Raw genomic sequence first — 13,352 nt, forward strand, 5'->3', positions numbered from 1 at the left:
CATTATGTACTGTTTTAGGTTCATTTTACTATAGATAGAAAAGAAGGAAAAGAAATCAGTATTAAAAAAATATAGAGAGTAGTGTAGAAAAGTTTAAATCTATCCTAGTTTATAACGGTTATTATCGGGAAAGCTTTCATAGTTAATGACTTGTATTTCCTGATTTAAAATATGTATTTCAAAAATGTAAAGGAGGATTACGATGGTTAATGAACTTCAACGAATCATAAGTGCCTTTATTCAAATTCTATTTATTATTTTACTACCTTCTATCTGGTGGTTTCTGGCTGTGAGGGGGAAAGTTCCATTTATGGAATGGATTGGTTTAAAATCTATTAAAAGGGTTAAAGATTCTTATCTGATCGCATGGATAATTGGTGGATTTCTCTTATTTACCATTTTTTATATGTTTATCTTTCCTCTAACACGTAGTATAGAAACGGCTACTTCGGCTTTTTCTGGTATGGACTATAGGGCTTTACCAAGTATTCTAATTTACAGTATTTTGCAAACATCTTTGCCAGAGGAACTGCTATTTAGAGGATTTCTACTGAAACGAATGGCAAATCACATGCCGTTTGTCTTTGCAAATACGATACAGGCTATCGCTTTTGGATTGCTTCATGGAGTATTATTTGCTTCCGTAGTAAGTTTAGAAGTCACTTTTTTCATTATATTTTTTACTGGAGCAATAGCAGCTTATCTTGGTTTTGTTAATGAAAAGAAAGCTGGAGGCTCCATTTTAACAAGTTGGATCATACATGCACTAGCTAACATCCTGTCTGGTTTAGTTGCTGCATTTTCTCTGTTTTAATCTGGGGGATTTATAAATATAAAGTCAGTAGAAATACTGGCTTATTTTATTTCAAAAATTTTTCTTATTTCATAAACATTTCATATTTGGATATTATAATAGTCTTACAAATATGGAGGTGCTATATGAATCCCACTCAAAGAGCCTGGGCTTACGTCAGCAGAAAACGACTGAGAAGTCTCATATTATTCTTGATTCTATTTGTCTTATTGGCTGGAATATCGGCTTGTTTGACGCTCATGAAGTCCAACAAAACAGTAGAAAATAATCTCTATCGCTCACTGAATACGTCTTTTTCTATTAAAAGAATAGAAGCAGAACAGACCTTTCAACTGTCTCAACTAGATGACCTAAAAAAAATAAATGGTCTTGAAAATCCTTCCCCAGAGCTTGAGACAATAGCCAAGTTGACGGATAAAGAAGTCGTTACTGGAGAACAAAGTATTCAAAGGGATGATTTGACAGAGGCTGAAAAAAATCTCATCAGTTTGATAGCTTTAGAAGATTCCTCTAAGGATGTCTCCTTTACTAGCTCTGCCTTTACCCTTAAAGAAGGAAGGCATTTAGAAAAAGGAGATAGCAAAAAAATCTTAATCCATGAAGATTTAGCAAATAAAAACAATCTAAAAGTAGGAGATAAGATTAGCTTAAATCTTGGTCAAGTAGAAGGAAATAGTGGACAAAGGCTAGACTATGAAATCGTAGGTATTTTCTCAGGTAAGAAGCAAGAAAAATTCACTGGTCTTAGCTCAGATTTTAGTGAAAACACGGTCTATACAGACTACGAAAGTAGCCAAACTCTTCTTGGAAATAAGGAAGCTCAAGTTACTGCCGCTCGTTTCTATCTAGAAAATCCCAAAGATATGGATAGCATCATTCAAGAGGTTGAAAAGTTATCCCTTGAAAACCAAGGTTTCCAAGTTGAAAAGGAAAATAAGGCCTTTGAACAAATCAAGGATTCCGTTTCGACCTTCCAAACCTTCCTCCAAATTTTCCTCTATGGCATTATGATTGCTGGTGTAGGAGCTCTGGTCTTGGTCTTGTCCCTTTGGTTACGAGAGCGAGTTTACGAGGTTGGTATTTTATTGGCGCTAGGTAAGGGAAAAGGAGCAATCTATAGCCAATTCTGTCTAGAAGTCATTCTGGTTTCATTGGCAGCAATTCTACCAGCATTTCTTGCAGGAAATGCCATTACTTCCTATCTTTTAAAAACTGTACTAGCAAGTGGCGACCAAGCTGCCCTACAAGATACGCTAGCAAAAGCAACGAATCTTTCAACAAGTCTTTTATCATTTGGAGAATCTTATATCTTCCTACTTATCATTAGTTGCTTGTCAGTTGCACTTTGTTTCCTATTTTTATTTAGAAAATCACCTAAGGAAATTTTATCATCTATTAGTTAATAAAGGAGAAATCATGACTTTACTACAATTACAAGATCTGACTTATCGTTACAAGAACACTGCAGAAGCTGTATTATATAAAATCAATTACGATTTTGAACCAGGCAAGTTTTATAGTATTATCGGAGAATCAGGAGCTGGGAAGTCAACACTCTTATCTCTATTAGCAGGACTTGATAGCCCAGTCGAAGGTGCTATCCTATTCGAAGGCAAGGATATTCGTGAACAAGGTTATTCTTATCACCGAATGCACCATATTTCTTTGGTTTTCCAAAACTATAATTTGATTGATTATCTTTCTCCATTGGAAAATATCCGCTTGGTTAATAAAAAAGCTAGCAAAGATACCCTTCTTGAACTTGGTTTAGATGAAAGTCAGATCAAGCGGAATGTTCTCCAATTATCAGGTGGACAGCAACAACGGGTTGCCATTGCTCGTAGTCTTGTATCTGAGGCGCCAGTGATTTTAGCAGATGAACCAACAGGAAACCTAGATCCTAAGACTGCTGGGGATATCATCGATTTTCTCAAATCTCTCGCTGAGAAAACAGGCAAGTGTGTGATCGTTGTGACCCACAGCAAGGAAGTAGCACAGGCGTCAGATATTACACTTGAATTGAAGGATAAGAAACTGACTGAAACAAGAAAAAATAGTAACTAAAACTTTTAAACATATTAAAAACTGAAGTAAATCTAGAAAGGAATCTTATGTTACACAACGCATTTGCCTATGTCACAAGAAAATTTTTTAAGTCGCTTGTGATCTTTCTTATCATTCTCTTGATGGCTAGTTTGAGTTTGGTCGGCTTGTCTATCAAGGGTGCGACAGCCAAGGCTTCTCAAGAAACCTTTAAAAATATCACCAATAGTTTCTCCATGCAAATCAACCGTAGGGTCAACCAAGGAACTCCACGTGGTGCAGGGAATATCAAGGGTGAAGATATTAAAAAAATTACTGAAAATAAGGCCATCGAATCTTACATCAAACGGATTAATGCTATCGGTGATTTAACAGGCTACGAATTGATTGAGACACCTGAAACCAAGAAAAATCTAACGGCTGATCGAGCTCAACGTTTTGGAAGTAGCTTGATGATAACAGGTGTCAACGACTCTTCTAAGGAAGATAAGTTTGTATCAGGCTCTTATAAACTGGTTGAAGGTGAGCATTTAACCAATAACGACAAGTACCAGATTCTCATGCATAAAGATTTGGCAGAAAAGCATGGATGGAAGGTAGGAGACAGGGTCACACTCAACTCCAATATATACGATGCCGATAATGAAAAAGGAGCCAAGGAAACAGTAGAAGTAACGATTAAAGGACTCTTTGATGGACACAACAAATCTGCTGTAACCTACTCACAAGAACTCTATGAGAATACAGCTATCACAGATATTCACACAGCAGCCCAACTCTATGGTTATACAGAAGATACAGCTATTTATGGAGATGCTACCTTCTTTGTAGCTGGAGATAAGAACCTAGATAGTGTCATGCAAGAATTAGGGTCTATCAACGGTATCAACTGGAAGATGTATAGCTTGATTAAGAGTTCATCTAACTATCCTGCCCTTGAACAATCTATTTCAGGCATGTACAAGATGGCTAATCTTCTCTTCTGGGGTAGCTTGAGCTTCTCTGTTCTACTACTTGCTCTCTTACTTACACTATGGATTAACGCCCGTCGTAAAGAGGTTGGAATTCTCCTTTCAATTGGTCTAAAACAAGCAAGTATTCTAGGACAATTTATCACAGAAGCAGTTATGATTGCAATTCCAGCACTAATTTCAGCTTACTTCTTAGCTAACTATACTGCTCGTGCCATTGGAAATACAGTGCTTGCAAATGTCACATCAGATGTGGCTAAGCAAGCTAGTAAGGCAGCCCAAGCCTCTAATCTTGGTGGTGGTGCAGAAGTGGACGGCTTTAGCAAGACACTTTCAAGTCTGGATATTTCCATTCAATCTTCTGACTTTGCTATCGTTTTTGTACTTGGATTAGTTCTAGTGGTACTAGTTATGGCACTTGCTTCAAGTAATCTCCTCTTTAAACAACCAAAAGAACTCTTGTTGGATAGTGAATAAAAAACATGCTACCTATTCTCATTCAAATGAGATATAATATAGGTAGCATTTTTGATAGAAAAGGATTTATATGAAAATTCTAATTGTAGAAGATGAAGACATGATCCGCGAGGGAATTAGTGATTATTTGACGGATTGTGGCTATGAAACGATTCAGGCTGCAGATGGTCAAGAAGCTTTAGAGCAATTTTCGAACCATCAAGTTGCCTTGGTTCTCTTAGATATTCAAATGTCTAAACTCAATGGTTTAGAGGTTTTGTCAGAAATCCGTAAGTCTAGTCAAGTTCCAGTCCTCATGTTAACAGCCTTTCAGGACGAAGAATATAAGATGAGTGCCTTTGCTGCATTAGCAGATGGTTATTTGGAAAAGCCTTTTTCTCTATCTTTGTTAAAAGTACGAGTGGATGCCATCTTTAAACGTTATTATGATACTGGTCGTATTTTTACCTATAGAGACACCGAGGTAGACTTTGACAGCTATAGCGCCAAAGTGGCTGGTCAAGAGGTCGCAGTGAATGCAAAAGAACTGGAAATTTTAGACTATCTGGTTAAAAATGAAGGTCGAGCCTTAACACGGTCGCAGATTATCGATGCTGTATGGAAGATGACAGATGAGATCCCTTTTGACAGAGTGATCGATGTCTATATCAAGGAACTACGGAAAAAATTGGATTTAGATTGTATTCTTACCGTGCGCAATGTTGGTTATAAATTGGAGAGAAAATGAGACGTTCAGGTTTATTTAAAAAAATTTTTATCTATACCTTCTCGGTATTTTCTACCTTGGTCATTTGTTTGCATTTGGCCATCTATTTCCTCTTTCCTCCGACCTATCTCAGTCACCGTCAGGAGAGTATCGGACTGAAGGCTACAGAAATTGCCCAGTCCCTCCAAGGCAAAGATAGTCAAGCTATTCAGGAAGTCCTTGAACTTTATTCTAAAAGCAGTGATATTAAGGGAGCTGTTAAGGGAGAGATGACTCAGGATAAGTTGGAGGTCAATGATAATCTTCCCATTGATAAACAACGACAAACGGCCTCCTTGGTTATCGAGGAAAGAGAGGTTCAAACTAAGGATGGTCAGACGATGACCTTACAGTTTTTAGCTTCTATGGATTTGCAGAAAGAAGCAGAAAACATCAGTCTTCAATTTCTGCCTTATACTTTATTAGCGTCTTTCATCATTTCGCTCCTCATCGCCTTTATCTATGCTAGAACCATTGTTGCTCCTATTTTGGAAATCAAACGAGTGACTCGACGGATGATGGATTTGGATGCAGAAGTGAGGTTGCGCGTGGATTCTAAGGATGAAATTGGCGATCTTAAAGAACAAATCAACAGCCTTTATCAGCATCTCTTGACTGTGATTGCAGATTTGCATGAGAAAAACGAGGCCATTCTCCAGCTGGAAAAGATGAAGGTTGAGTTTTTACGAGGTGCTTCCCACGAACTGAAAACACCTCTAGCTAGTCTGAAGATTCTTCTGGAAAATATGCAAGCCAATATTGGACGCTATAAAGATCGTGACCATTACCTGGGAGTTTCTTTGGGTATCGTGGATGATTTGAGTCACCATGTCCAGCAAATCCTATCTCTTTCTTCAGTGCAAGAATTGCGAGATAGGAAAGAAGAAATCAACCTTCTTGAAATGACAGATTTTCTCTTAAAGGATTATGATTTATTAGCCAAAGAGAGAAAAATCACTGTAGAAAATCAACTGACTGACCAACAAACTTATCTAAATTCTTCAGTACTAAAGCTGATTCTTTCCAATCTTATCAGTAATGCTGTGAAACACTCTGTTCAAGGTGGTTATTTAAAAATTGGATCAAAAGATGATTGGGTCTTTATAGAGAACGCCTGTACACCTGAGGAACAAGATAAATTTGAACAATCCTTCACGTCCTCTAGTCGACAAAGCAAGGGAGCTGGTTTGGGACTCTTCGTCGTCAAAAGTTTATTGGAAAACGAAGAAATCTACTATCGTTTCGAAAGATATAACGACCACTTGGCATTTTACATGAATCTGCCTCAGAACAAGGATTAGACCAAGTGGGAAAAGGTTTACATATCTAAAAATAGAAGAAATTCAATCGAAACTACGGGAAAAACTAGCTTTTTTTGCTAAAAAGTGATAAAATGAACAATGTAAATGGGATGTCCCATAAAAATATACAGGAGGCCTGATAAAATGGCAATCGTTTCAGCAGAAAAATTTGTCCAAGCAGCTCGTGACAACGGTTATGCAGTTGGTGGATTTAACACAAACAACCTTGAGTGGACTCAAGCTATCTTGCGCGCAGCAGAAGCTAAACAAGCTCCAGTTTTGATCCAAACTTCAATGGGTGCTGCTAAATACATGGGTGGTTACAAAGTTGCTCGCAACTTGATCGCTAACCTTGTTGAATCAATGGGTATCACTGTACCAGTAGCTATCCACCTTGACCACGGTCACTACGAAGATGCACTTGAGTGTATTCAAGTTGGTTATACTTCAGTTATGTTTGACGGTTCACACCTTCCAGTTGAAGAAAACCTTGAAAAAGCTCGTAAAGTTGTAGAATTTGCTCACGCAAATGGTGTATCAGTAGAAGCTGAAGTTGGAACTATCGGTGGTGAAGAAGACGGAATCATCGGTGACGGTGAATTGGCTCCAATTGAAGACGCTAAAGCAATGGTTGCAACTGGTATCGACTTCTTGGCAGCTGGTATCGGTAACATCCACGGTCCTTACCCAGCAAACTGGAAAGGTCTTCACCTTGACCACTTGCAAAAATTGACTGAAGCTGTACCAGGATTCCCAATCGTATTGCACGGTGGATCAGGTATTCCTGATGAGCAAATCCAAGCAGCTATCAAACTTGGTGTTGCTAAAGTTAACGTTAACACTGAATGCCAAATCGCATTCGCTAACGCAACTCGTAAATTTGCTCGTGACTACGAAGCAAACGAAGCAGAATACGACAAGAAGAAACTCTTCGACCCACGTAAATTCTTGGCTGACGGTGTAAAAGCTATCCAAGCATCAGTTGAAGAACGTATCGACGTATTCGGTTCAGAAGGTAAAGCTTAATTAGGCTATAGATAGAAAATCTCGCTACGGCGGGATTTTTCTTGTATAATGAATCTAGGAAATGTCATACGGAGGCAATGAAAAGATGAAATTCAAAGAGAGAATATTTAGTGGTGTCATTGATCGGCCGGTGGGGTTTGAAGATTCTTTTGGGAATGTCTATCCGATTAACTATGGCTACATACCTGAACTGATGGGGGGAGATGGCGAAGAGCAAGATGTTTATATTGTTTCCCATGACCAGCAACAGCCTTTGGAAGTCTTTACTGGAAAGTTGGTTGCTATCATTCGACGTCGTGATGATATAGAAGACAAGTGGGTTTTAGCGCCCTTGGATGAGAAGGTTAATAAAGGTTTGATTGCAGAGCAGACCTATTTTATGGAGCAGTATTTTGATTCTTGGATTGAAATGGTGGAGGAGAATAATGATTCAAGTAAGGGAGGTTATAAATAAGGATGAAAAATCTTTTCTTACGGCAGAAATTCTAACTGATTTGCAAAGTTGTTTGGAATTCATGAAACCTCCGGAGCATATATTGATGATGCTTTAATTGCAGTTTTAGCTACACTAGATTCATTTGGAAAGCTTGTTGGCATTGGATTGCTAGCGATTATAGGTTTTTCGATGTTTAGGTGTGAGAATCTTACAGTACTTGTGAAAGGAAAGATAGCCATGATATTCGATCAGTCCTTGCAAGCCTACCTATATGGAGTAGATGATGTTCTTGTAGCTTGGGAAGAAAAACCAAATGGGAATTTTGAGGTGGAAGCTCAGTTGCTTGCATCCAATTACCATAAAAACAGGTCTCGTATTCTTGCCTTTATACTGCCTCATTTACAAGAATTTTACGGGTATTTCACAGATGAAGAAGCTACTGAAAAATTGGGTAAACCTATCATCGAGCCAGAGAGGCAAACAGTAACCTACTGTGATCAAACTTTTGATGATATTCATATCTTTTCTTTTAACTATCAGGGACAGGCATTTGAGAGTCTGGAGAATTTTGCCATTGATGGTTAAGGTCTGTTTTCAGTTTTAAAAAGAAGGAGAGAGACTGATGAGTACTGCTGATTTTGTCTTTATTGAGAGTAAAGACCCCATATTCCTAGATTTACAAGCTTTTTGTACTGCTTTGAGAGAAAAGTTCCCAGGTATTTTGATCAGAGAAAGGACGAATCCTGAAAAAGCTTACTCGCTTTCTTGGGATTATCAAAGTCCACAGCTTACCTTGGAAAGTTCACTGAGTAGCAAGAAAAATGTTTTTGTGATTGATTACTTTGATTCAACGAACAGGTTACAAGATTATGCCTCCTATATTATCTGGCTTCGGAAATGGTTTCCAGCTGAAGAGAAGGTTTTCTTTTGTGATGAAGGCTATGAGTATGTGTTTGAGCTTTCTAGTGTGTTATCCCAAAAGGAGTTGGAAAACTACTTACGAACAAGGTTTGATGAGTGAAGAAGAAGTTCAAAAACGAATAATGATATGGAAAAGTTGAAAAGGAAAATCAGATGCTTACTAAAGATGATATGTTAGTTGCTTTGCATGATGCAATTACTGAAGACCAAGAATTTGAGTTGGCAGACGAGATTGTAGATGCCATGGAGGCTTACCCTCAAACCTTTGATTTGGTTGACCCCGTCTTAGACTTTATTTCCAAGCATCCAGAAGTAGATTTTGGAGCTCCAGGTGAGTTGGTTCACTTTGTGGAGCGATTTTATCATCAAGGCTATGAGGAATTATTGATGGAGTCAGTTCTAAAAAGTCCAACTGTGCATAACATCTGGATGCTTCATCGATGCTATAATGACAATGATCCAAATCTAGTCCGGCAGATTCAGACTTTGGTTGGAGAACTGAAGAAGGATAAGACTCTTGATTCACAAGTAAGAAGCATGATTGAAGACTTAACTTGGTAGAGGGAGGTGATGCAGCATCACCTTTTTATCTTTTCTTAGGGATAAAAATTTTCGATATAAATTAACACTTGTTTTCCGTAGACATTTGCACTATAATAGGGTGTTATTAGGGCTTTCTTTCCTTATGTTGAAAAAGAAGGCTGCTTTTTTGGTGTTTTAAGGAAACTCTTAAACCAGAATTTTTGATTAAAAGTTTCATTTTAAGAGAGAAATCTCTAAATTCATAATCTATAAGCAAACGCTTGCATTCCTTTTTTTATTGGACTATAATAGGTTGGTATAAATCCTTCTGTAATAATATTGAGAAGGTGTAGAAAGTAAGGATTTAGAATATTTGTAGTCAAAAATACAATGTTGTTTCTTACTAAAGGGAGATAGATATGGCAATGATAGAAGTGGAACATCTTCAGAAAAATTTTGTGAAGACAGTCAAGGAACCGGGCTTGAAGGGAGCTTTGCGCTCCTTTATTCATCCTGAAAAGCAGACCTTTGAAGCAGTCAAGGATTTAACCTTTGAAGTTCCAAAAGGGCAGATTTTAGGATTTATCGGAGCAAATGGTGCTGGGAAGTCGACAACCATCAAAATGCTGACTGGGATTTTGAAACCGACAACTGGTTTTTGTCGTATTAACGGCAAGATTCCTCAGGATAATCGTCAAGATTATGTCAAGGATATTGGAGTCGTTTTCGGACAACGCACCCAGCTATGGTGGGATCTGGCCCTACAAGAGACTTATACTGTCTTAAAAGAAATTTACGATGTGCCAGACTCGCTCTTTCATAAGCGCATGGACTTTTTGAATGAAGTCTTGGATTTGAAGGAATTTATCAAGGATCCTGTGCGGACTCTTTCACTAGGTCAACGGATGCGGGCGGATATTGCGGCTTCCTTGCTTCACAATCCCAAAGTTCTCTTTTTAGATGAGCCGACTATTGGTTTAGATGTGTCGGTCAAGGATAACATTCGACGTGCTATTACCCAGATCAATCAAGAGGAAGAGACAACTATTCTCTTGACTACTCATGATTTGAGTGATATTGAGCAACTCTGTGATCGGATTTTTATGATTGACAAGGGGCAGGAGATTTTTGATGGAACGGTTAGCCAGCTCAAGGAAACATTTGGCAAGATGAAGACTCTTTCTTTTGAACTGGTACCAGGTCAAAGTCATCTCCTTTCTCACTATGAAGGTTTTTCGGATATGACCATTGATAGACAAGGAAACACTCTCAATATTGAATTCGATAGTTCCCGCTACCAATCAGCTGATATTATTAAACAAACCCTGTCTGATTTTGAAGTCCGTGATTTGAAGATGGTAGATACGGATATTGAGGATATTATCCGTCGCTTCTATCGAAAGGAGCTCTAAGATGGTCAAATTGTGGAGACGTTATAAACCCTTTATCAATGCAGGAGTTCAGGAGCTGATTAGCTATCGAGTCAACTTTCTACTTTATCGGATTGGTGATGTCATGGGGGCTTTTGTCGCTTTCTATCTCTGGAAGGCAGTCTTTGACTCCTCCCAGGAGCCTTTGATTCAGGGCTTCAGTATGGCAGATATCACCCTCTACATCATCATGAGTTTTGTGACCAATCTTTTGACCAGGTCTGATAGCTCCTTTATGATTGGGGAGGAGGTCAAGGATGGCTCTATTATCATGCGCTTGCTGAGACCAGTGCATTTTGCGGCCTCTTACCTTTTCACCGAACTTGGCTCCAAGTGGTTGATTTTTATCTCTGTTGGACTGCCATTTTTAAGTGTCATTGTTTTGATGAAAATCTTATCTGGGCAAGGTATTGTAGAAGTGCTGGGATTAACTGTCCTTTATCTCTTTAGCTTAACTCTGGCTTATCTGATTAACTTTTTCTTTAATATCTGCTTTGGATTTTCAGCCTTTGTATTTAAAAATTTATGGGGTTCCAATCTACTCAAGACTTCAATAGTGGCCTTTATGTCTGGCAGTTTGATTCCCTTGGCTTTCTTTCCAAAGGTTGTTTCAGATATTCTGTCCTTCTTGCCTTTTTCATCCTTGATTTACACTCCTGTCATGATTATCGTTGGGAAATACGATACCAGTCAGATTCTTCAAGCACTTTTGCTTCAGTTTTTCTGGCTTATAGTGATGGTGGGCTTGTCTCAGTTGATTTGGAAACGAGTCCAGTCATTTATCACCATTCAGGGAGGTTAGTATGAAAAAATATCAACGCATGCATCTGATTTTTATCAGACAATACATCAAGCAAATCATGGAATACAAGGTGGATTTTGTGGTTGGTGTCTTGGGAGTCTTTCTGACTCAAGGCCTGAACCTCTTGTTTCTCAATGTCATCTTTCAACATATCCCATCCTTAGAAGGATGGACCTTTCAAGAGATAGCCTTTATCTATGGTTTTTCCTTGATTCCCAAGGGATTGGACCATCTCTTTTTTGACAATCTCTGGGCTTTAGGTCAACGACTAGTTCGAAAAGGGGAGTTTGACAAGTATCTGACTCGTCCCATCAACCCTCTCTTCCATATCCTTGTTGAGACCTTTCAGATTGATGCCTTGGGCGAACTCTTGGTTGGTGGAATTCTCCTAGCGACAACGGTGACCAGCATTGCTTGGACTTTTCCAAAATTCCTAATTTTCCTAGTCTGTATTCCTTTTGCGACCTTGATTTATACTTCCTTGAAAATCGCAACAGCCAGCATCGCTTTTTGGACCAAGCAGTCAGGTGCCATGATTTACATTTTCTATATGTTTAATGATTTTGCCAAGTACCCGATTTCCATTTACAATTCATTTCTTCGATGGTTGATCAGCTTTATCGTTCCTTTCGCCTTTACGGCCTACTATCCTGCCAGCTATTTCTTGCAGGACAAGGATGTCTTCTTTAATATTGGTGGTTTGATTCTGATTTCCCTTGTTTTCTTTGTTATTTCCCTCAAACTCTGGGACAGGGGCTTGGATGCCTATGAAAGTGCGGGTTCGTAAGTGGTAAAGTAAGACTAAAATCAAGAAAGGAACTTATGATGTTTGTAATTAAAGAAGTCAAGTATGAGGATCAAAAAATGGCAGTTGTCGCTGAGATTTTAAAGGATTTGCCAGAATGGTTTGGAATACCAGAAAGCACGCAAGCTTACATCGAAGGAGCCAAGGACTTGCAAGTGTGGACCGCCTTTCAGGAGAGTGATTTGCTTGGCTTTGTGAGCTTGTCCTATTCCAGTGAAGATTGTGCAGAGATTGATTGTCTCGGTGTAAAAAAAGCTCATCAAGGTAGAGGGATTGGGAGTCAATTGCTTGCTACTTTAGAAAGTGAAGCTCGCAAAAACGTTGATTATTTACAAGTGAAAACAGTAGCAGAAGGCTCTAATAAAGATTATGATCGAACAAATGTCTTTTATCGCAGTCTTGGCTTTAAAAAATTAGAGATTTTTCCACAACTTTGGGGGCCTCAAAATCCTTGTCAGATTTTGATTAAAAAGATGGGTTAAGAATCCCTTGATATCCTTTCTTATAGTGCTATACTGTAAGTGTAATCGCCGATTTAGCTCAGTTGGTAGAGCAAGGCACTCGTAAAGCCTAGGTCATAGGTTAGATCCCTACAATCTTATAATGAATAAAAACAGTAAAAAGCGCAAAAAATCACCTCCTGTGCTATACTGTAATTGAAATTTTTTTAGTTTTGGCGTTAGAACTGTTTCCTCAGTCCTAGCGCCTTTTCTATTTGATAAGTCTGCTTGGTGGAGAAATGATTCTTATACCCAATGAAAATCAAAGAGCAAACTAGGAAGCGAGCCGCAAGATGTACTTGAGTACGGCAAGACGAAGCTGACGTGGTTTGAAGAGATTTTTGAAGAGTATTAGAATGTGCTGCAATCAATCCCGATATGGTCAAAGCCTGTTTGATATAGCGATTCCCTTGCGTGATGTGTGATGATTTTTTAATGCCAGCACTTTCATAAGACTGTTGAGCGTAGTCAGCAGAGTAAGCTTCTTTAAAGCGCCCCTTTCCAACATATTGTAGGACTGTCCCACGCTTGATTTCAGTGTGGATAGTTTGAGGAGCTT

At 38.6% G+C, this 13,352-nt stretch carries 15 protein-coding genes and 1 pseudogene; 15 read left to right on the forward strand and 1 reads right to left on the reverse strand.

What is annotated here, in order from left to right:
• The first annotated feature begins 202 nt into the window (after window positions 1–202).
• From HMPREF2837_RS04770 to HMPREF2837_RS04840, 15 genes are all read left to right on the forward strand, one after another.
• A complete protein-coding gene (locus tag HMPREF2837_RS04770; RefSeq protein WP_049549145.1) occupies window positions 203–814 on the forward strand; it encodes a CPBP family intramembrane glutamic endopeptidase in 612 nt (203 codons plus the stop codon).
• Between the two features lie 125 nt (window positions 815–939).
• Window positions 940–2,217, forward strand: a complete 1,278-nt coding sequence (locus tag HMPREF2837_RS04775) for an ABC transporter permease (protein WP_049549144.1) — start codon at window positions 940–942, stop codon at window positions 2,215–2,217.
• 13 nt (window positions 2,218–2,230) lie between these two features.
• Window positions 2,231–2,878 (forward strand): ABC transporter ATP-binding subunit Vex2, encoded by a 648-nt coding sequence (vex2, locus tag HMPREF2837_RS04780; protein WP_049549143.1) that lies wholly within the window; start codon window positions 2,231–2,233, stop codon window positions 2,876–2,878.
• 47 nt (window positions 2,879–2,925) lie between these two features.
• Complete coding sequence (gene vex3 / locus HMPREF2837_RS04785; RefSeq protein WP_049549142.1) at window positions 2,926–4,305, forward strand: ABC transporter permease subunit Vex3; 1,380 nt, start codon at window positions 2,926–2,928, stop codon at window positions 4,303–4,305.
• Window positions 4,306–4,375: 70 nt separating this feature from the next.
• Complete coding sequence (gene vncR / locus HMPREF2837_RS04790) at window positions 4,376–5,032, forward strand: response regulator transcription factor VncR (protein WP_075230700.1); 657 nt, start codon at window positions 4,376–4,378, stop codon at window positions 5,030–5,032.
• Window positions 5,029–6,351, forward strand: coding sequence for a sensor histidine kinase VncS (gene vncS, locus HMPREF2837_RS04795; protein WP_049549140.1), 1,323 nt, complete (start codon window positions 5,029–5,031; stop codon window positions 6,349–6,351). The genes vncR and vncS overlap by 4 nt, the downstream gene beginning before the upstream one ends.
• Before the next feature lie 144 nt (window positions 6,352–6,495).
• The gene (locus HMPREF2837_RS04800; protein ID WP_049549139.1) at window positions 6,496–7,377 is read left to right on the forward strand and encodes a class II fructose-bisphosphate aldolase; all 882 of its coding nucleotides are present in this window, start codon (window positions 6,496–6,498) and stop codon (window positions 7,375–7,377) included.
• 85 nt (window positions 7,378–7,462) lie between these two features.
• A complete protein-coding gene (locus HMPREF2837_RS04805; RefSeq protein ID WP_049549146.1) occupies window positions 7,463–7,831 on the forward strand; it encodes an inorganic diphosphatase in 369 nt (122 codons plus the stop codon).
• A 219-nt stretch (window positions 7,832–8,050) separates the two neighbouring features.
• On the forward strand, window positions 8,051–8,398 hold the full coding sequence (locus HMPREF2837_RS04810; RefSeq protein WP_075230701.1) for a hypothetical protein: 348 nt from the start codon (window positions 8,051–8,053) through the stop codon (window positions 8,396–8,398).
• Between the two features lie 37 nt (window positions 8,399–8,435).
• Entirely contained in the window at window positions 8,436–8,834 is a 399-nt protein-coding gene (locus HMPREF2837_RS04815) for a hypothetical protein (RefSeq protein WP_049549137.1), read from the forward strand.
• 53 nt (window positions 8,835–8,887) lie between these two features.
• A complete protein-coding gene (locus HMPREF2837_RS04820; RefSeq protein WP_049549136.1) occupies window positions 8,888–9,295 on the forward strand; it encodes a hypothetical protein in 408 nt (135 codons plus the stop codon).
• Window positions 9,296–9,675: 380 nt separating this feature from the next.
• Window positions 9,676–10,668 carry an ABC transporter ATP-binding protein gene (locus HMPREF2837_RS04825; RefSeq protein WP_049549135.1) on the forward strand — a complete coding sequence of 331 codons (993 nt, stop codon included), beginning with the start codon at window positions 9,676–9,678 and terminating at the stop codon, window positions 10,666–10,668.
• 1 nt (window position 10,669) lies between these two features.
• Window positions 10,670–11,488, forward strand: a complete 819-nt coding sequence (locus tag HMPREF2837_RS04830) for an ABC transporter permease (RefSeq protein WP_049549134.1) — start codon at window positions 10,670–10,672, stop codon at window positions 11,486–11,488.
• 1 nt (window position 11,489) lies between these two features.
• Window positions 11,490–12,275, forward strand: a complete 786-nt coding sequence (locus HMPREF2837_RS04835; protein WP_075230702.1) for an ABC transporter permease — start codon at window positions 11,490–11,492, stop codon at window positions 12,273–12,275.
• 38 nt (window positions 12,276–12,313) lie between these two features.
• Window positions 12,314–12,775 (forward strand): GNAT family N-acetyltransferase, encoded by a 462-nt coding sequence (locus tag HMPREF2837_RS04840; RefSeq protein WP_049549132.1) that lies wholly within the window; start codon window positions 12,314–12,316, stop codon window positions 12,773–12,775.
• Window positions 12,776–13,239: 464 nt separating this feature from the next.
• Here the strand turns inward: HMPREF2837_RS04840 and HMPREF2837_RS10690 are convergent.
• Window positions 13,240–13,352: pseudogene (locus HMPREF2837_RS10690) on the reverse strand (IS30 family transposase); the annotation flags it as partial.

The organism is Streptococcus sp. HMSC071D03 (genome assembly GCF_001812125.1).
Taxonomy (GTDB): Bacteria; Bacillota; Bacilli; order Lactobacillales; family Streptococcaceae; genus Streptococcus; species Streptococcus pseudopneumoniae_N.